This window comes from Methylobacterium sp. M6A4_1b (genome assembly GCF_053345175.1).
Genome location: NZ_JBKEZQ010000007.1, coordinates 82,346 through 101,003, shown reverse-complemented (window position 1 = coordinate 101,003; position 18,658 = coordinate 82,346). Strand labels below are relative to the sequence as shown.

22 protein-coding genes are annotated in these 18,658 nt (G+C 69.8%); 18 read left to right on the top strand and 4 right to left on the bottom strand.

What is annotated here, in order from left to right:
• Nucleotides 1-121: 121 nt before the first annotated feature.
• On the bottom strand, nt 122-556 hold the full coding sequence (locus ACLBWX_RS09585; RefSeq protein ID WP_447676932.1) for a DUF2267 domain-containing protein: 435 nt from the start codon (nt 554-556) through the stop codon (nt 122-124).
• Nucleotides 557-704: 148 nt separating this feature from the next.
• Between ACLBWX_RS09585 and ACLBWX_RS09580 the strand changes: the two genes are divergently transcribed.
• From ACLBWX_RS09580 to ACLBWX_RS09515, 14 genes are all read left to right on the top strand, one after another.
• Nucleotides 705-2,240, top strand: coding sequence for a helicase HerA-like domain-containing protein (locus ACLBWX_RS09580; protein WP_447676835.1), 1,536 nt, complete (start codon nt 705-707; stop codon nt 2,238-2,240).
• Between the two features lie 210 nt (nt 2,241-2,450).
• A complete protein-coding gene (gene rplU / locus ACLBWX_RS09575; protein ID WP_055947814.1) occupies nt 2,451-2,765 on the top strand; it encodes a 50S ribosomal protein L21 in 315 nt (104 codons plus the stop codon).
• A 38-nt stretch (nt 2,766-2,803) separates the two neighbouring features.
• Nucleotides 2,804-3,070, top strand: a complete 267-nt coding sequence (rpmA, locus tag ACLBWX_RS09570; RefSeq protein ID WP_056179428.1) for a 50S ribosomal protein L27 — start codon at nt 2,804-2,806, stop codon at nt 3,068-3,070.
• Nucleotides 3,071-3,204: 134 nt separating this feature from the next.
• Nucleotides 3,205-4,239 carry a GTPase ObgE gene (gene obgE, locus ACLBWX_RS09565; protein ID WP_447676834.1) on the top strand — a complete coding sequence of 345 codons (1,035 nt, stop codon included), beginning with the start codon at nt 3,205-3,207 and terminating at the stop codon, nt 4,237-4,239.
• A 76-nt stretch (nt 4,240-4,315) separates the two neighbouring features.
• Nucleotides 4,316-5,452: a glutamate 5-kinase gene (gene proB, locus ACLBWX_RS09560; protein WP_447676833.1), complete on the top strand. Its 1,137-nt coding sequence runs from the start codon at nt 4,316-4,318 to the stop codon at nt 5,450-5,452.
• A 109-nt stretch (nt 5,453-5,561) separates the two neighbouring features.
• Nucleotides 5,562-6,860, top strand: coding sequence for a glutamate-5-semialdehyde dehydrogenase (locus ACLBWX_RS09555; RefSeq protein WP_447676832.1), 1,299 nt, complete (start codon nt 5,562-5,564; stop codon nt 6,858-6,860).
• A 30-nt stretch (nt 6,861-6,890) separates the two neighbouring features.
• Complete coding sequence (locus ACLBWX_RS09550; protein ID WP_447676831.1) at nt 6,891-7,514, top strand: nicotinate-nucleotide adenylyltransferase; 624 nt, start codon at nt 6,891-6,893, stop codon at nt 7,512-7,514.
• 63 nt (nt 7,515-7,577) lie between these two features.
• On the top strand, nt 7,578-8,021 hold the full coding sequence (rsfS, locus tag ACLBWX_RS09545) for a ribosome silencing factor (RefSeq protein WP_447676830.1): 444 nt from the start codon (nt 7,578-7,580) through the stop codon (nt 8,019-8,021).
• 16 nt (nt 8,022-8,037) lie between these two features.
• The gene (gene rlmH, locus ACLBWX_RS09540) at nt 8,038-8,538 is read left to right on the top strand and encodes a 23S rRNA (pseudouridine(1915)-N(3))-methyltransferase RlmH (RefSeq protein ID WP_447676829.1); all 501 of its coding nucleotides are present in this window, start codon (nt 8,038-8,040) and stop codon (nt 8,536-8,538) included.
• 29 nt (nt 8,539-8,567) lie between these two features.
• Nucleotides 8,568-9,890, top strand: coding sequence for a murein hydrolase activator EnvC family protein (locus ACLBWX_RS09535; RefSeq protein ID WP_447676828.1), 1,323 nt, complete (start codon nt 8,568-8,570; stop codon nt 9,888-9,890).
• Nucleotides 9,890-11,212 (top strand): S41 family peptidase, encoded by a 1,323-nt coding sequence (locus tag ACLBWX_RS09530; RefSeq protein WP_056466498.1) that lies wholly within the window; start codon nt 9,890-9,892, stop codon nt 11,210-11,212. Before ACLBWX_RS09535 ends, ACLBWX_RS09530 begins: the two co-directional genes overlap by 1 nt.
• 131 nt (nt 11,213-11,343) lie before the next feature.
• Entirely contained in the window at nt 11,344-12,561 is a 1,218-nt protein-coding gene (locus ACLBWX_RS09525) for a divergent polysaccharide deacetylase family protein (protein ID WP_447676931.1), read from the top strand.
• Between the two features lie 78 nt (nt 12,562-12,639).
• Nucleotides 12,640-13,197, top strand: a complete 558-nt coding sequence (locus tag ACLBWX_RS09520; protein WP_447676827.1) for an RNA pyrophosphohydrolase — start codon at nt 12,640-12,642, stop codon at nt 13,195-13,197.
• A gap of 14 nt (nt 13,198-13,211) precedes the next feature.
• Entirely contained in the window at nt 13,212-13,823 is a 612-nt protein-coding gene (locus ACLBWX_RS09515; protein ID WP_447676826.1) for a DUF2939 domain-containing protein, read from the top strand.
• A gap of 14 nt (nt 13,824-13,837) precedes the next feature.
• Here ACLBWX_RS09515 and ACLBWX_RS09510 read toward each other — a convergent pair whose 3' ends face one another.
• From ACLBWX_RS09510 to ACLBWX_RS09500, 3 genes are read right to left on the bottom strand one after another with little or no spacing between them, the layout of a single operon-like run.
• Complete coding sequence (locus ACLBWX_RS09510) at nt 13,838-14,914, bottom strand: ROK family protein (RefSeq protein WP_447676825.1); 1,077 nt, start codon at nt 14,912-14,914, stop codon at nt 13,838-13,840.
• 55 nt (nt 14,915-14,969) lie between these two features.
• Nucleotides 14,970-15,332: a photosystem reaction center subunit H gene (locus ACLBWX_RS09505; protein WP_447676824.1), complete on the bottom strand. Its 363-nt coding sequence runs from the start codon at nt 15,330-15,332 to the stop codon at nt 14,970-14,972.
• Nucleotides 15,333-15,383: 51 nt separating this feature from the next.
• Entirely contained in the window at nt 15,384-15,812 is a 429-nt protein-coding gene (locus ACLBWX_RS09500; protein WP_447676823.1) for a response regulator, read from the bottom strand.
• Between the two features lie 168 nt (nt 15,813-15,980).
• On the opposite strand from ACLBWX_RS09500, the gene ACLBWX_RS09495 reads away from it, so the two are divergent.
• From ACLBWX_RS09495 to ACLBWX_RS09480, 4 genes are all read left to right on the top strand, one after another.
• Nucleotides 15,981-16,652 (top strand): YoaK family protein, encoded by a 672-nt coding sequence (locus tag ACLBWX_RS09495; RefSeq protein ID WP_447676822.1) that lies wholly within the window; start codon nt 15,981-15,983, stop codon nt 16,650-16,652.
• Nucleotides 16,653-16,685: 33 nt separating this feature from the next.
• Nucleotides 16,686-17,687, top strand: coding sequence for a WD40 repeat domain-containing protein (locus tag ACLBWX_RS09490; RefSeq protein ID WP_447676821.1), 1,002 nt, complete (start codon nt 16,686-16,688; stop codon nt 17,685-17,687).
• 5 nt (nt 17,688-17,692) lie between these two features.
• Complete coding sequence (locus tag ACLBWX_RS09485; protein WP_447676820.1) at nt 17,693-17,980, top strand: hypothetical protein; 288 nt, start codon at nt 17,693-17,695, stop codon at nt 17,978-17,980.
• Nucleotides 17,981-18,047: 67 nt separating this feature from the next.
• Complete coding sequence (locus ACLBWX_RS09480; protein ID WP_447676819.1) at nt 18,048-18,575, top strand: DUF2937 family protein; 528 nt, start codon at nt 18,048-18,050, stop codon at nt 18,573-18,575.
• The last annotated feature ends 83 nt before the right edge of the window (nt 18,576-18,658 follow it).

The following is an 18,658-nucleotide window of genomic DNA, read 5'->3' as shown; positions in this document are numbered from 1 at the left end:
GAAGCCCACACCCTTTTATGACAGGGATTACTGTTTTTCCAGAGGGGTTTGCAGGGGATGAGAGCCGGCCCTTCGGCGATGTCCAGATGGGTAGTCGCCGAAGGATCGGACCCGTATGATCTCAGACGAACTGGTTCAGGCCCGGGATCGAGCCGACGATCGGTCCCATCACGTCCTCGCCGGCCTTCTCGCGACCATAGGCGAACAACTCCTGGCCGAGGGGCTGCATCTGGCCCATCGGTACGCCGGCCGACATCAGCTTCTGGCCCAAGGCCATGACACCGCCGCCGCCCATCATGCCGCCGAGCATGCTCATCAGGCCGCCGCCGCCCTCGCCGGTATTGGACTCGGCGATCGCGGTCTCGGATCCCGGCAGGGCGCTGAGCAACTGGCTCACCTCGGTGGCGGGTCCCTCCTTCTGGAGGAAGGCCAGAATGTGGGCAATGGCGGTCTGGGCCGTCGCGGCATCGAGGCCGGTCCGGGTCGTGACGCGGGCGATCAACTCTTCCATCTCAAACGGGCTCCTGGGTGGCCGTGTGTTCCGCGCGGCCGGGATTGCTGCTCGGTCGGGATGTTGTCCTTCCGGCCTCCCCGTCCCGAAATCAAGGCCGCCCCGCGAAGCGCTGGAAAATGCCGCGGTCGCGGCCCATAACCGTCAAGGTCGATGCCGCCGCGCCCAGGCCGGCGAAGTGGAGCGGACGGTCATGCAGGACGACGGCACGATCCTGGTGGGCAAGGCGCCGCTGAAGGACGGGAGCCTGAAGCCCGAGGGCCTCACCCTCCGGCTCGCCAACCGACACGGTCTGGTGGCGGGGGCCACCGGCACCGGCAAGACGGTGACCCTGCAGGTGCTGGCGGAGGGCTTCTCCAACGCCGGTGTCCCCGTCTTCGCCGCCGACATCAAGGGAGACCTCTCCGGCCTCGCGGCGGCCGGGGAGTCGAAGCCGGCCTTCGTCAAGCGCGCCGAGGAACTGGGGATCCCCTACGAGCCCGACCGGTTCCCGACGGTGTTCTGGGACCTGTTCGGAGACCAGGGTCACCCGATTCGCTGCACCGTCATCGAGATGGGACCCCTGTTGCTCGCGCGCCTGCTGGAGCTCAACGATACACAGGAGGGCGTGCTGAACATCGCCTTCCGGGTCGCCGACGACAACAAGTGGCCGGTCCTCGACCTCAAGGACCTGCGCGCCCTGCTCCTCTATCTCACCGAGAATTTGAAGGCGGTCTCGGGCCAGTACGGCAACGTCTCGGCGGCTTCGGTCGGCGCCATCCAGCGCCAGCTCCTGATGCTGGAGAATCAGGGCGCCGACCGCTTCTTCGGCGAACCGGCCCTCGATCTCAATGATTTCATGCGGGTCGATCGCGAAGGGCGCGGCGTCGTCAACATCCTGGCCGCCGACAAGCTGATGCAGCGGCCCCGTCTCTACGCCTCGTTTCTGCTCTGGATGCTCTCCGAGCTGTTCGAGCAGCTGCCCGAGGTCGGCGACCTCGACAAGCCCAAACTCGTCTTCTTCTTCGACGAGGCGCATCTGCTGTTCGACGACGCCCCGAAGGCCCTCCTCGATGCGGTGGAGCAGGTGGTGCGCCTCATCCGCTCGAAGGGGGTCGGCGTCTACTTCGTCACGCAAAATCCTCTCGATGTGCCGGAATCCGTCCTGGGCCAGCTCGGCAACCGGGTGCAGCACGCGCTGCGCGCCTTCACGCCGCGTGATCAACGCGCCGTGAAGGCCGCGGCCGAGACGTTTCGCCAGAATCCCGGCTTCGACGTCGCCCGGGCGATCACCGAGCTCGGCGTCGGCGAGGCGCTGGTGAGCTTCCTGGAGGCCAAGGGGACGCCCTCGGTCGTGGAACGTGCCCTGATCGCCCCGCCCCAGGGCCGCGTCGGCCCGATCACGCCTGCCGAGCGCGCCGACCTCATCGCGAAGAGCCCGGTGCGGGGCAAGTACGACCAGTCGGTCGACAACGAGAGCGCCTACGAGATGCTCGCGGCCCGCAAGGGCCTCGACGGCGCCGGCCCGGACGGGGCCGAGCCTGCAGAGGGGGGGCTGGGTGGCATGCTCGGCGGTTGGCTCGGAGGCGTCCTCGGCTCGAAGCCCACGGGCAAGGGCGGCCGCCGTCCGGCCCCGGGCCTCGCCGAGCAAGTCCTCGGCAACGCCGCTCGCTCCATGGCCCGTAAGGTCGGGACCGAAGTTGGTAACGCGATCTTGCGGAACGTGCTGGGTGGGCTGACGAAGCGCTAGGGTGTCGGGCACCGACGCGGTGCGCCAGCATTGACAAATTACCCCGTCACCGCCTATCCACCGCCTCTCGCGCGGCTTCCTCGACGGAGTCCGCGCGTTTCGCGTTCGCCCCCGGCTCGATCCGATGGTGCGGATGACCTGAACAAGAAGACGGTCCAGGATTCGCCGCGAGGTGCGCCGGAGGCCGGCAGAGAACACGAAGAGAGAATGATGTTCGCAGTCATCAAGACGGGCGGCAAGCAGTATCGCGTTGCCGCCAACGACACCATCACGATCGCCACCCTCGAGGGCGAGGCCGGTTCGGCCGTCACCTTCGGTGATGTGCTCCTGTTCACGAACGGCGAAGGCGCCACCCAGGTCGGCGCGCCGCTGCTCTCCGGCATCAGCGTCACCGGCGAGATCGTCAGCCACGGTCGCGACGCGAAGGTCATCGCCTTCAAGAAGCGGCGCCGTCAGAACTCCCGCCGCAAGCGCGGTCACCGTCAGCACCACACGGTGGTTCGCATCACCGGCATCAGCGCCTGACGGTTCGACCTGAGATCCCAGATTCGGAGTAAGTCCCCATGGCCCATAAAAAAGCAGGCGGCTCGTCCCGCAACGGCCGCGATTCGGCCGGCCAGCGCCTCGGCGTCAAGAAGTTCGGTTCGGAAGCCGTCATTCCGGGCAACATCATCGTGCGCCAGCGCGGCACCAAGTGGCACCCCGGCACCAATGTCGGTATCGGCACCGACCACACCCTGTTCGCCAAGGCCGCCGGCCGGGTGCTGTTCGAGACGAAGCGCGGCCGCGCCTTCGTCACCGTCGTGCCGATGCAGGAAGCCGCCGAGTAAGGCGCTTCCCCGGGGCCTCCCGTCAGGCAGGCCCGACCACCAGATGATCCCGGGGAAGATGGGAAACCGTCTTCCCCGTCGTCGTTTCGGCGACGCCTTCACATCCTGATGCCCGAACGAAGCCGAGCCCGCCCGTGAAATTTCTCGACGAAGCCAAGGTCTATGTCCGCTCCGGCGACGGTGGCGCCGGCTGCGTGGCCTTCCGCCGCGAAAAGTTCATCGAGTTCGGCGGCCCCAACGGCGGCGATGGCGGGCGCGGCGGCGACGTCTGGGTCGAGTGCGTCGACGGCCTCAACACCCTGATCGACTATCGCTACCAGCAGCACTTCAAGGCCAAGAAGGGCGAGCACGGCATGGGCTCGAACCGCCACGGGGCCAACGGCGCCGACGTGGTACTGAAGGTACCGGCCGGCACCGAGATCCTGGCCGAGGACGGCGAAACCCTGATCGCCGACATGACCCATGTCGGCCAGCGCGTACGCTTGGCCAAGGGCGGCAATGGCGGCTTCGGCAACGCCTACTTCACCACCTCGACCAACCGGGCTCCGAAGCACGCCAACCCCGGGCTGGAAGGCCACGAGCAGTGGGTCTGGCTGCGCCTGAAGCTCATCGCCGATGCGGGCCTCGTCGGCTTGCCCAATGCGGGCAAGTCCACTTTCCTCGCCACCGTGACGGCGGCCAAGCCCAAGATCGCCGATTATCCCTTCACGACGCTGCACCCGGGCCTGGGCGTGGTGCGCTCCGACGAGCGCGAATTCGTCCTCGCCGACATCCCGGGCCTGATCGAGGGCGCCCATGACGGGGTCGGACTCGGAGACAAGTTCCTGGCGCACGTGGAGCGCTGCCGGGTGCTGCTGCACCTCGTGGAAGCCACCAACGAGCATGCCGGGCAGACCTACAAGCTCGTCCGGCGCGAACTCCAGGCCTACGGCCACGGCCTCGACGAGAAGCCCGAAATCGTTGCGCTCTCGAAGGCCGACGTGGTCGATCCGGACGTGCTCAAGGAGCAGGTCGCTCGTCTGAAGCGCGCCTCGAAGAAGAAACCCCTGGTCCTGTCGTCGGCCACCGGCCTCGGCGTGCAGGATGCCTTGCGAGCCCTCGCCCGCGAGATGGACGAGGCCAGACTTGCCGAGGCCGAGGCGCGGCCGGCCGAGGCGTGGCAACCCTGAGGGGAGGCTCCAAGCCCTTGTGCGAAGGGCGACCGGTCGTCACAAGCGGACCATCGTCCTCCCGCCGACGCTGCCGATGACCTCCGACATCCAGATCCCCAACCTCCAAGATTTCCGTCGCATCGTCATCAAGGTCGGCTCGGCCCTCCTAGTCGACCGGATGCGCGGGCGCCTGCGCCATGCGTGGCTGAGCGCGCTCGCCGAAGACATCGCAGACCTTCATGCCAGCGGGGCCGACGTGCTCGTGGTCTCCTCCGGCGCCATCGCACTGGGTCGCACGGTGCTCGGCTACCCGCCCGGGACCCTGCGCCTGGAGGAAAGCCAGGCGGCGGCGGCCGTCGGGCAGATCGCCCTGGCGCGGCACTGGTCGGAGGCTTTGGGACATCACGGCATCGCGGCCGGCCAGATCCTGGTGACGCCCCAGGACACCGAGGAGCGCCGGCGCTACCTCAATGCCCGTGCCACGGTGCTGAAACTCCTCGAGGTGCGGGCCGTGCCCGTGGTCAACGAGAACGACACGGTCGCCACCAGTGAGATCCGCTACGGCGACAACGACCGTCTCGCTGCCCGCGTCGCGACGATGATCGGCGCCGACGTGCTGGTGCTGTTCTCGGACATCGACGGTCTCTACACTGCGCCGCCGCACACCGACCCTGACGCGCGCCACCTCCCTCTGATCGAGCGGATCACCCCCGAGATCGAGGCTATGGCCGGCGGCCCCGCCTCGGAACTCTCGCGCGGAGGCATGCGCACCAAGGTCGAGGCGGCCAAGATCGCCGCGAGCGGCGGTACCCACATGATCATCGCCGACGGGCGCGAGAAGAATCCCCTGCGCACCATCCTCCGGGGCGGGCGCTGCAGCTGGTTCCTGTCCGGCTCGAACCCGGTCACCGCCCGAAAGAGTTGGATCGCCGGATCCCTGGAGCCACGCGGCATCCTCACCGTCGATGCCGGCGCGGCGCGCGCCCTCCAGGGCGGCGCGAGCCTGCTGCCGGTTGGGGTCACCAAGGTCCAGGGCGGGTTCGGACGGGGCGACGCGGTGGTGATCCGCGACGAGACCGGGCGAATCCTTGGACGGGGCCTGGTGGCCTATGACAGCGACCAGGCCCTGCGCATCATCGGCCGGCCGAGCCGCGAGATCGCAGATCTTCTCACGCACCCCGGCCGCGCCGAGATGGTGCATCGCGATGACCTCGCCATGGTGGGGGAATAGCTGATCTGTCAGCGGGAATGCTTGTTTCGACCGTATCCGGCGTGGCATGACGGGCGGGAACACATGGCGGCCGCGCCTCATTTCCGAGACGGTCGCGAGGATGAAGGCCGTGCCCGTTCTGAACCTGCGAACCGATTTTGCGCCCTCCGGCGATCTCTCCGAGGAGATGAACGCCATCGGCCGGCGCGCCCGTGCCGCCGCCCGCCAGATCGCCCTCGCCCCAGCTCAAACCAAGGACGCGGCCCTGCGCCTGATCTCCGAGCGCCTGCGCGCCGAGCGGGATATCATCCTGGCGGAGAACGCCCGCGACGTCGAGGCGGCTCGCGCCGCCGGACAGACCCAGGCGCTCATCGATCGGCTCACCCTCGATGCGGGCCGCCTCAACGGCATAGCGGACGCGGTGGCCAAGATCGGCGCGCTGCCCGATCCCGTCGGACGGCAGGTGGCGGCGTTCGAGCGGCCAAATGGCCTGCTGATCGAGCGCATCGCCGTGCCCCTGGGGGTGATCGGCGTGATCTTCGAGAGCCGGCCCAACGTCACTGCCGATGCCGGCGCGCTCTGCCTCAAGGCCGGCAACGCGGCGATCTTGCGGGCAGGCTCGGACAGCCACCGCTCCGCGATGGCCATCGCCCGCGTCATGCGCGCCGGACTGGAGGAGGCGGGCCTGCCCGCGGACGCCATTCAGATCGTGCCGACCCGCGACCGCGCAGCGGTGGGCGCGATGCTGACCGGCCTCGACGGGGGCATCGACGTCATCGTGCCTCGCGGTGGGCGCGGCCTCGTGGAGCGGGTGCAGGCGGAAGCCCGCGTGCCGGTCTTCGCTCATCTCGACGGCATCTGCCACGTCTACGTGGCGGCGGGTGCCGACCTCGAGATGTCCCTCGCCGTTGTCCTGAACAGCAAGATGCGACGCACCGGCATCTGTGGCGCTGCCGAGACCCTGCTGGTCGACCGTGCCTGCGCCGACACCCACCTGGCCCCCCTCGTCTCCGCCCTGCTGGCGGCGGGCTGCGCCGTGCGCGGCGACGCTGCCACCCGGGCCGTCGACGACCGGGTCACTGCCGCCACCGAAGCCGATTGGCGTACCGAGTACCTCGACGCGATCATCGCGGTGCGCGTGATCGACGGCCTCGACGCCGCGATCGAGCACATCGAGACCAACGGCTCGCACCACACCGACGCGATCATCACGGAGGACATGGCCGAGGCGACCCGCTTCCTCGCCGAAGTCGATTCGGCGATCGTGACCCACAACGCCTCGACCCAGTTCGCCGACGGAGGCGAGTTCGGCTTCGGGGCGGAGATCGGGATCGCCACAGGTCGGATGCACGCGCGCGGGCCGGTGGGCGTCGAACAGCTGACCACCTTCAAGTACCGCGTCCACGGAAACGGGCAGACGCGTCCTTGATGCGGGGCTGCCCGATCCGTCCGGACCCCGATGCGCCTTGACGCGTCGGGGCCGGCGCACCTGCCCCCCGTCTCGCCGGGCCTGCGCATCGGCCTCTATGGCGGCTCCTTCAACCCGGCCCATCTCGGGCATCGGCACGTCAGCCTCGTCGCCCTCAAACGACTGCGCCTCGACCGCGTCTGGTGGATGGTGACGCCGGGCAATCCATTGAAGGACCCGGGCGAGCTGGCGGCCATCGACCGGCGGGTCCAGCGGGCGGACCGCGTCGCCCATCATCCGCGCATCGCGGTGACGGATTTCGAGTCCCGGATCGGCGCGCGCTACACCCGTCAGACCCTGCGCTTCCTCAACCTCCGCAACCCGTCGGTGCGCTTCGTCTGGATCATGGGCGCCGACAGCCTCGCGACATTTCATCGCTGGCAGGGATTTTTTGAGATCGCGAGCCTGATGCCGATCGCGATCATCGATCGGCCGGGCTTTACCCTGACGGCGCCGGCCGCCCGGGCGGCCCGGGCGCTCGGGCGCTGGCGCATTCCGGAGGCGGAAGCGCCGACGCTGATCGACCGACCGGCTCCTGCCTGGGTCTTCCTGCACGGGCCGCGCTCGACCCTTTCTTCGACGGCGCTGCGGGCCGGGACGGACAGCGGCGGGTAGACCGGTCATGGAAAAGGCAAGAGCCACGTTCCACTTTATCCGCATACAGGGTACGATCACGGGATGACGATGGCGATTGCAGGAACCCAGACGCTGAACGACGCGGCCCACACCGGATCCTCAGGCTCCGAAGATTCCACCGACCGGAAGATCGACGATCTCCGAAGCTTGGCTCTCGACTGCCTCGAGGACATGAAAGCCGAGGAGACGATCGAGATCGATCTGATGGGCCGGACCTCCCTGGCGGACACCATGATCATCACGTCCGGTCGCTCCCAGCGCCACGTCGGCGCCATCGCCGACCGGGTCCTGCAGGAGATGAAGGCGAAGGGGCTCGGCACCGCGCGCGTCGAGGGCCTTCCGGCCTGCGACTGGGTACTGATCGACGCTGGCGACATCATTCTGCACATCTTCCGTCCGGAAGTGCGCGGCTTCTACAATCTCGAGAAGATGTGGGGCGCCGACCGTCCCACCAGCGACCGTCCCCTTTCCGCCCTGGCCGAGTGAGCGCCGGCGCCGCTCCGTGCGCCTCCTCGTGGCGGCGGTCGGTCGCCTGAAAGCCGGACCCGCGCGCGATCTCGCCGCCCGTTACCGCGAGCGGGCCGCGCAAGTCGGACGGGGTCTCGGCTTCACCGCTTGCGACATCGCCGAAATCCCAGAGAGTCGGGCGCGTCGTGCCCAGGATCGCGCCGCCGAAGAGGGGCTCGCAATCCTCGCCCATGCGGCCACTGGCGCGGTGCTCGCGGTCTATGACGAGCGCGGGCGCTCCGACCTCACCAGCGAGACCATCGCGATGCGCGTCGGCGGCTGGCGCGATGCCGGCCGCTCGATTCTCGTCCTCGCCATCGGAGGCGCGGACGGACTCGATCCTGGCGTACGGAACCGGGCTGAACTCGCCCTGTCCTTCGGTGCCGCCACCTTGCCGCACGGGCTTGTGCGCGTCCTCGCCCTGGAGCAGGTGTATCGCACGCTGACGATCCTTGCCGGCCACCCGTACCACCGCGGAAATCTCGACGATCGATGAATCCGGCCACGCGACGCAGGCGAGACGGCATGAGGGGCGGCCTGCTGGCGCTCGCGTTCCTTGCCACGCCGCTCCTCGCCCTGCCTGCCGCACTCCGCGCAGAGGAGCCAGCGACGCCGGAGGCGGTCCAGAGGGCGCTCGAGGAGAAGACCCGCCGGGCCGAGAACCTCCGGCGCATCGAGGAGGCGCTGGCCGCCAGCACCGGGGCTCGCGCCAAGTACGAGGCGGAGATCGCCAGCATCGGCGGCGACCGGGCCAAGCTGAACATCGCGCTCGTCGACGCCGCGCGTCAGGCTCAGGCCACCGAAGTGCGGATGAGCCGCCTGGAGGAGCGCTTGAAGACGCTGGGCGCCAGTGAGGCGGCCCTGCGGCGGTCGCTGGACTCCCGGCGCGGCGTCATCGCTGAGATCTTGGCGGCCCTGCAGCGGATGGGGCGGCGGCCGCCACCGGCCGTGCTGGTGCGGCCGGAGGACGTGCTCGCGGTGATCCGGACCTCGATGCTCCTCGGCGCCGTCGTGCCCGAACTGCGTGGAGAGGCCGAGACCCTGGCGGGTGACCTCACCGAACTCGTGCGGCTGAAGGGCCTCATCGCTTCCGATCGCGAAGGTTTGACGAACGATCTCGCCAATTGGGCCCGCGAGCAGCAGCGGCTGAACGCCCTGATCGCGGCGCGGCGCACCCGCCAGGCCGAGATCGAGAGCGGACTCGCCGCGGAGCGGACTCGAACCGCCGAACTGTCGGTCCAGGCGCGCAGCCTCAAGGACCTCCTCGACCGGATGGAGGGGGAGGTCGCTTCCGCCCGCCGCGCGGCGGAGGAGGCCCGGGCGGCCGAGACCCGCGAGGCCCGCGCGACGCAGGAGCGCTTCGCCGCCGCCGGCGCTCGGGATCCGGCCCGGCTGGCGCCGAAGGTGCGCTTCGTCGATACCCGTGGCGACCTGCCGCGTCCGGTCAGCGGTGCGCTCCTGCGCAGCTTCAATCAGCCCGACGGCAATGGCGGCACGACCCGCGGCATATCGCTCGCGACCCGGCCGAAAGCCGTGGTTTCATCACCGGCCGATGGCTGGGTGTCCTTCGCCGGGCAGTTTCGCTCATACGGGCGTCTCTTGATCATCAACGCCGGCGATGGCTACTATCTCTTGCTGGCGGGGATGGACCAGATCAACGTCGAGGTCGGCCAGTTCGTGCTCGCGGGCGAGCCGGTGGCGGCGATGGGGGAGAGCGGGACCGGTGCCGATGCGGCAGCCGGTGATCGCGGCGATCCGGTCCTGTACGTAGAGTTCAGAAAAGACGGCGGCTCCATCGACCCGGAGCCTTGGTGGGCGAAAAGCCCCAGCGAGAAGGTTCGCGGATAATGCGCAAGGTTTCCCTCGTTCTGCTCGGCGCGTTCATCGGCGTCGGGTCCTCCATGGTGGCGACCCAGACCCGCCTGCTCTCCGGGACGAGCGCGGTCGCGGCCTCCGCCGAAACCTACCGCCAGCTCAGCCTGTTCGGCGACGTGTTCGAGAAGGTGCGCACCGATTACGTCGAGAAGCCCGACGAGGCGAAGCTGATCGAGGCGGCCGTCAACGGCATGCTGACCTCCCTCGACCCGCATTCGAGCTACATGGATTCCAAGAGCTTTCGCGACATGCAGGTGCAGACCCGCGGCGAGTTCGGCGGCCTCGGCATCGAGGTCACGATGGAGGACGGCCTGATCAAGGTCGTGACCCCGATCGACGACACCCCGGCCTCGAAGGCCGGCATCCTCACCAACGACGTCATCACGCAGATCGACGAGGATCAGGTCCAGGGCCTGACCCTGAACCAGGCTGTCGACAAGATGCGCGGCCCGGTGAACTCGCCGGTGAAGCTGAAGATCAGCCGCAAGGAGTCGAAGGACCCGATCGAGGTCACGCTCAACCGCGACGTGATCAAGATCAAGCCGGTGCGCTCCCGCGCCGAGGGTGGCGACGTCGGCTACATCCGCCTGACCCAGTTCAACGAGCAGACCTTCGACGGCCTGCGTGCGGCGATCGACAAGTTGAACACCGATATCGGCGCCGACAAGCTCAAGGGCTACGTGCTCGACCTGCGCAACAATCCCGGCGGTCTCCTCGATCAAGCCGTGATGGTGTCGGACGCCTTCCTCGACCGGGGTGAGATCGTCTCCACTCGCGGCCGCAACCCGGACGAGACCCAGCGCTTCTCGGCCAAGTCCGGCGACCTGACCAAGGGCAAGCCCATCGTCGTTCTGGTGAACGGCGGGTCCGCTTCGGCTTCCGAGATCGTGGCCGGTGCCCTGCAGGACCACAAGCGCGCCACGGTGCTGGGCACGCGCTCGTTCGGCAAGGGCTCCGTGCAGTCGATCATCCCGCTGGGCGGCAGCGGTGCCCTGCGCCTGACCACGGCGCGCTACTACACGCCGTCGGGCCGCTCGATCCAGGCCAAGGGCATCGAGCCGGACCAGGAGGTACTGCAGGAAGTGCCGGACGAGCTGAAGGGCAAGGACGAGACCAAGGGCGAGGCCGGCCTGAAGGGTCACCTCAAGCAGAAGGACGTCGAAGAGCGCGGCGGTTCGTCTGCCTACGTCCCGCCGGACCCGGCCAAGGACAAGCAGCTCATCGCAGCCTTCGATTTCCTGCGCGGCATCCAGAAGGGGGCTGCCAATACGCCGAAGGCAGCCGTCCCGAACTAGCCGGGTCCGCCTCGCCTTAGCGAAGCGTTAACCATGACGGCCCCCAATGTCGGTTCAGGACCGACGCTGGGGGCCGTCGCCGTTTCGGCCACGACCCCGACGATCGTCGGTCCAGGAGCCTGGGGAAGCGGCTGCGCGTGGCCACCGACGACATCCTGACCCGTCCGCTCGGCGGCAAGCCGACCGCCGGCCAGCGCCTGCGGTCGCTGCGACAGGTGCGCGTGAGCCCGCCGATGGTGTTCGGCGGACTCCTCGCGGGTCTCGTCCTCGGAGCCAGCATCCTCGTGGTAGCCGGCGATCCCGAAGGGGGCGAACCGAGCGCGGTGGCGGTCATCGCGCTTCGCGAACAGGCGGTTCCGGAGCCGGTGGTGCAGGCAGCCGCCCGGCCCGAGGCGCCGAAATCCGGTCCGAGCAGTGCAAGCGACGTCGAGAACGCCTCGGGCGTGACCGTGGTGCGCCCGACCGGCACGGCGGCGCCTACCGACGCGGTGGTGATCCAGGTCCCGTCGGCGGCGCCGGTGAAGCTGAGCGTCGCCCCGGATCCACGCCTCTCCGAGCGCGGGCGCCACGGCACTCTTCCGCGCCTTGGGGACGGGCGCCTGCGCGCCCTCGACGTCTACGCGCGGCCGGATACCGGCGGCCCCGGTCCCCGGGTCGCCATCCTGGTGTCCGGCCTGGGGATTGGGCAGGCAGCCACGGCCAGCGCCATCACCCGGCTGCCGCCCGCAATCAGCCTCGGCTTCGCACCCTACGGCAGTGACCTCGAGCGGACCGTGGCGCGCGCCCGCGAAGCCGGGCACGAAGCCCTGCTGCAGGCGCCGATGGAGCCCTTCGACTATCCCGACAGCGATCCCGGTCCCCAAACGCTTCTCACGAGTTCGCGCCCCCCGGAAAATCTCGATCGGCTGAGCTGGGTCATGAGCCGGTTCTCCGGCTTCGTCGGTATCGTCAATTACATGGGCGCGAAGCTCACCAGCGACCCGGCCGCCCTGGAGCCGGTCCTGCGCGAGATCGGCGCTCGCGGCCTCGGATTCGTCGACGACGGTACCTCGCCGCGCTCTCTCGCCGCCTCACTGGCCGCCAAGGTGAAGGTACCCGTCGCCCGCGCCGAGATCGTGCTCGACGCCCTGCCGCGTCCCGAGGCCATCGACCGGGAACTCGCCCGGCTCGAAGCCCAGGCCCGGCAGAAAGGCTTCGCCTTCGCCTCAGCGTCCGCCCTGCCGATGAGCATCGAACGGATCGCCCGCTGGGCCGCCGAGGCGGAGGCGCGCGGCATTCGGTTCGTCCCCGTCAGCGTCGCCCTGCGGGGCGGCGGTCCGAATACCCGGCTCACCAGCGCCAAACCCTGAAGCGTTCGCGCCGACGGCCCGACCTGGAATTGCGCTCAGCCTCCGTTTCGTGCGTTGCGGCACCTGCTGCGCCTGCCTATGGTCGCGCCCATGACCGCATCCCCGATCGCCGGCGGCGCCGACCTCCCGTACCGTCCCTGCGTCGGCATCACGCTGATCTCGCGCGCCGGTCTCGTCTTCATCGGCCGGCGGCGTGCCGATGCCGGGCCGGAGCACGTGGCGGACGGACGGGCCTGGCAGATGCCTCAGGGCGGGATCGACGAGGGCGAGGACCCGGCGGCGGCCGCCCTGCGCGAGCTCTACGAGGAGACAAACGTCGCGGCCGGCTCGGTGGTCCGCCTCGGTGAGACCGCGGGTTGGCTTTCCTACGACCTGCCGCCGGAGGTGCTGAAGCAGGTCTGGAAGGGACGCTACCGCGGCCAGACCCAGAAATGGTTCGCCTTCGGCTTCCTCGGTTCCGATGACGAGATCGACGTCGCGACACCCGGAAACGGTGCCTTCAAGTCCGAGTTCGACGCCTGGCGCTGGGAGCCCATCGCCGGGCTGCCGGACCTGATCGTGCCGTTCAAACGGCCGGTCTACGACGGCGTGGTGCAGGCCTTCGCGGGACTCACGGCGTGGCGCGCTCCCGCGTGACGGCCTGACGCTCGATGCGGTGGTGCTCGATTCCGATCCTGTTGGCGCTCGGATGGTTCGCGTACACGCTGACGCCGCTCTGGGCGCTCTACGACCTCGCGCGTGCGGTGCAGGCGCACGACACCGACTACATCGGCCGGCACGTCAACTTCCGCACCCTGCGGCTGTCGGTGATCCGCCAGGCCGCGGCGGCCGCGCAGGCGCGCGATCCGGCGGCACCCGACGCCGAGCCACGGGATCGCCAGCGCATCGCCGAGGCCGCCGCCGCCCTGGCGATCCCCATTGCCGAGGCCCTGGTCACCCCTGCCACGGTGGTCGATCTCCTCGATGACGGCTGGCCGCAATCGGTGGAGCTCGGCCGCGACCCGCCGGAGGGCAAGTCCAGGGGGGGCGGCCTGCGCATCGACAGCCTGCGCCGGCTGATCCCGTTCTATCTCGCCTCCGAGATGCGGGGCTTCCGCACGGTCGTGATCGGCGTCCCGCCGGAGGCCGGCCGCGACCGCCGCCTTCGGATTCGCTTGCGCCTGCGCGGCTGGACCTGGCGCCTCGTCGATATCGAGCTCAACGACGAGCTGCGCGAGCGTATCGCCCAGGCCTTCGCGCGCACCGGCGCGAAGGCCCGCTGAGAGCCGGATCCGCTTCAATCCGCGTCCTCGGTATCCCGATTGGTGAACCGCGCATTGCCGAGCCCGGTGCCGATGGTGAGAACGCCCCACCGCGTCACGGTCTTGCGTTCCGGAACCTCGCTGAGGCCCTGCACCACGGCGTCGTTGTGCATCACCACCATCGTCGGATGCTCGCCGATGCGAGGGATCGCCGCCGTGATGCGCTCGACGAGATTGAAATCGCTGCCTTCCCAGTTGCCGGGCAGGTTCTGCCCGCCGCGATCGATCGTGCCATCGGCCTCGATCATGCCGGGGCAGCCGATTCCGATGAAGGGCGCCAGGGTGAGGTTGGCGCGGTCCGCCCGCCGGATGAGATCGTTGAGCATGCCCACGAGGCGCTCCACCGCCTCGTCACGGCTGGGCATCGGGTCCTCGTCGCAATGGCGCCAGATTTCGGAGCGCCAGACTTCGCTGCGCGACAGATCCGCGGCTTTCCTCAGGTTCGTGACCACGACTCCCGCGCGGATGTTGCTGCCGCCGATGTCGACGGCGAGCAGGCTGTCGTAACCGGAGAACATCCAGGACGGGGCTAGGTGCACTGCGCCGATCAGGCCGCCCTCGTCGGGATGGTGCCGGATCGGTTCGAGGGTGATGTCGAGCCCCCCGACCCGCAGGAGGAAGCCGGCGCGCGCGACTGCGAGGCGGCCGGCACGGCTGTCGGAGAAGCCGCCGCCGACCACGATCGCCTCGGTGCCCTCCCAACCGTCCTGGCCGAGGAAGAGTCGGGCCACCCGCGCGAGTTCCTGGGCGAAATCCTCGACGGCACTGAGCACCACGCCGGAGGCGAGGGGATCGTCGCCGAGCAGGATCTGGTCCAGCCGACGCTTGGAGAAGTCGCAGCTGTCCTTGTCGCCGAGAGGATCGCGGCCGAGCGCGCGCAGGCGCTCGCGGCACGCTTCCAGCATCTCGCGGAACGCAGACTTCGAAACGCGGTCGCCGATGAAGCCGTCGCCGTCCTTCAGCTCGATGTTGTAGTCGTCGACCACCACCGACGGCAGCCGTTGCGCCGCGTGCGCGATACCCGCTTCGCGGATCTGAGTGTCCTTCGCCATGCCTATCCGCCTGTCCCGTGCCTGGTCCTTACGCGCAGCTCAACAAACGGCGCGTTCACTTGGGCTTGGCGGATTCGCCCGGGGCCGGCACCTTCGGCTCGCGAGCCTCCATCAGGTCCTCGGCCTTGTCCTCGTCGGTGTCGCCGCCGCGCTCGATCGTCTTCTCGGGATTGGCGGCCAGGGCGCGCACGATCTCGACCAGGCGCTCGCATTCTGCGGCGTACTTGTAGGTCTCCAGCACGATGGCGGCGTCGCGCAGCGTGCGCAGGTCGCGCACCGTCTGCTTGTTGGCGGTCTCGCGCAGCTCGGACTTGCCCGCGATCGCCTCCTCGAGCTTTGCGCCCTTCACGTCGCAGGCTGCCGAAGCTGCCGCGGTGGTGGCGAGGAGGACGAGCAGAGGGGCGAAGAGATGGCGCATGCGAAGGCTCCGGATTTCGGCGGCCGAACCCGCGTCGCGCGCGGTCCGGTCTCAGCCGTGATGGGGGTGGGAACGCAGGATCTCGTTGGCCAGGGCCACGAGATGGCTCAGGCGGTAGGGCTTCGGGACGAAGACGGACTGGGCGACCGCATCGGCCTGGGAAAGATGGCCGCGCCCACCCGAGGTGTAGACCACCGGCAGGTTCGGCAAGTGCCGGCGGGCGCGATGCGCGAGGGTGATCCCGTTCGTGTTGCGGGCCAGATCGATATCGGTGAAGAGCAGGTCGACGCGTTCCCGCGCCAGGATGTCCTCCGCCTCATCGGCATCGGCGGCGGTGAGGACGCGGTAGCCCTCGTCGAGCAGCGCCTCGGCGGCGAGCTCGCAGACCATGGCTTCATCCTCGACCACCAGGACGGTCTCGGCGGCGGCGCGGGGGCTGAAGGCGGGATGGGCCGGAAAGGCGCAGGCGAAGGAAATCATGACGCAACTCCTACTCACCCGGCGTGAGCCCCTGGGGGCCGGGCCGGATCGCAAGACAAACGGGTCGCCGAGGCGCATCGTTCGCCGCCGATCACTCCAATTGCGCGGACTTGGTAAGCGAAGCTTTAACCCTGCGGGTCGACGGGTGAATGGACGCGCGTCCCGCCGATGACCCGTCCCTGGCACCTCGGCTTCGGCCTGATCCTCACGGCCCTGGCCGGCTACGTGGACGCCCTCGGGTTCATCCGGCTCGGCGGCCTCTACACCTCGTTCATGAGCGGGAACACGACCCAGTTCGCCGTCGCCCTCGGGCATGGCGACCCGCATCACGCCATCCTGCCGGCCCTGCTGATCTTGGCCTTCCTCCTCGGCGGCATCTGCGGCGGCGGCCTCTCGGCCCTGACGCCCGCACGCTGGGTCACCCCGGTCATCCTCGGCTTCGAGACCGCGATCGTCGGGGCCGCCTTCGAGGCCGCCACGGCCGCGCCGGATTCGGGCATCGCCTCGCTGATGCTGGCCCTGGCCATGGGCGCGCAGAACGCCGTCCTGTCCCACGTCCAGGGCTTCCGGGCCGGAACCACCTTCGTCACCGGCGCCCTGTTCGGCCTCGGCCAGAAGCTCGCCCTGGCGCTCGCCCGGCGGGGGGCCCGCACGGCCTGGATCGGTGACGGCGTCGTCTGGTTCTCGCTCCTCGTCGGATCGGTGGCGGGGACGGTCGCCTACGGGAAGCTGGCGTTGTATGCCCTCGCCATTCCCGCCGGCATCGCCGGCCTGCTCGCGCTCCTCGCGACGGTCCTGACGGCGCGTGCGGCGCCGGCGACGGCCGCCGCGGGAAAGTGAGCCCGCGAGACCCTGGTTGAGAGATCCGCTGCGATGAGTGCCCCTTCCCTCCTCGATCACGTGACGCCGGTCGCGGCCGGCGCCCATGTCACCGCCACGGTCTGGTTGAGGGACACCCTCGCCCTCGCCCTCGGGGACGGGGGTGTGCTCCTGGCCTCCGGTGCAGAGACCCGCCGGGTCGAGGTCCACCCGGAAGCGGGCATCCTCGTGGCGGCCGGCGACGGTCGCCGCCTCGTGACCGGCGGCGACGATGGCCGGGTCGTCGCGACCTCGGACAGGGGCGACGTCGTCGAGGTCGCGACCGCCAGGAACGGCGCCTGGATCGACGCGCTCGCCCTGCATCCCGAGGGCGGCCTCGCCTATGCGGCCGGGCGCAACGTCGTCGCCCGCGATGCGAAGGGACGGGAAAAGGCCTTCACTGCGCCCTCCACGGCCCGCGGCCTCGCCTTCGCGCCGAAGGGCTACCGCCTCGCGGTCGCGCACTACAACGGCGCCACCCTCTGGTATCCCAACCTCGACACCGCCCCCGACTTCATCGAGTGGAAGGGCTCGCATATCGACGTGACCTGGTCACCGGACGGCCGTTTCGTGGTCACGACGATGCAGGAGAACTCTCTGCATGGCTGGCGCCTCCAGCCCGATCGCGGACACATGCGGATGTCGGGGTATCCCGGCAAGGTTCGCTCGGTCTCCTGGTCGGGCGACGGCCACTGGCTCGCCACCAGCGGCGCAGAGGCCGCCATCGTGTGGCCGTTCGATTCCAAGGAAGGTCCCACCGGCAAGGCGCCGCGGGAATGCGGCGTCCGACCCGCCCGGGTCTCGCGAGTGGCGTTCCACCCCAAGGCCCTGGTGCTGGCCATGGGCTACGAGGACGGCTGCATCCTGCTCGTTCGCTTCTCCGACGCATCGGAACTGCTGGTGCGCCACGCGGTGAAGGGCAGTGGCATCTCGGCCCTGGCCTGGGACGGACGCGGCAGCCGCCTCGCCTTCGGCTGCACCGACGGGCAGGCCGGCATCCTCACCCTGCCGGCCTGACGGCGATGGCGCTGTTCGGCTTCGGTACCCGCCGGCCTCCGGCTGACCAGGGTGCCCGGGAAGCGATCGTCGCCTGGGTCCGCCGCCACGGCGGCCTTGCGGACCCCGTCGTCGTCAAGGCGAGCGAGATCGTCTGCGCCGATCCGGCCTGCCCGGGCACCGAGACCGTCATTTTGATCCTGGCGCCCGGGCGCCCGACCCGCGCCCTGAAGGTCGCGCGGCCCATGCCCGAGGTCACGGAAGCCGATATCGTCGCGGTCCTCGCGGGGGAGGGGGCTTCGTCGGAACCTTGAGCGTCCGGCCGGAACCTGCCGTGCCGTCGCACCCTTGTCCCACACCGTCACCCGCGCGGAGAGGCCGGTGTTTCGTGTTCTACGCACCCTGGGGCTCGCCCTCGGACTCCTCGGCGGCGCCATCGCGGCGCAGGCTCCGGAATTCGCTCAGCAATACGCTCAGCGCCTCGGCGGCACCCTGGACGAATTGCGTCGGGTGGTCTCCGGCTTCGAGGCCGATGCCGCCGCCACCGGCCGCAGCCGCGACGATGCGGTCGCGCGCCTGCGCGGCGACGGCGACCCTCTGGTCTCCCGCCGCGGCGAAGCCGCCCGACAGGACATCGCGCGCCTCGCCGCCCTGGAGCGCCAGCGGCAGGAACTCGCGGAGGCCGGCGGTCCCCTCGGCCGCGTCGTCGCGCTGATGCGCGATCCCGACCTCTCCCTCGCGCGGGCCACCTACCAGGATTACGCCCCCGCCATCCCGACCACCGCCGATGGCCTGACCGCGGGCCTCGTCGGCTTCCTCGCCACCTGGGCTGGCTGGCGCGTCCTCGCCGATCTCGGCCGGCGCCTGATCGGGGGCCGCAACCGCCGGTCCGTGACCCGGCCGGCGTGAGGCGCCCCGTCCGCCCGCGAGGGCGCGACTGTTGCGCGGCGTCTACAGCTTGGCCCTCGCGGCTGCACTAGGGTCGGGTCGTT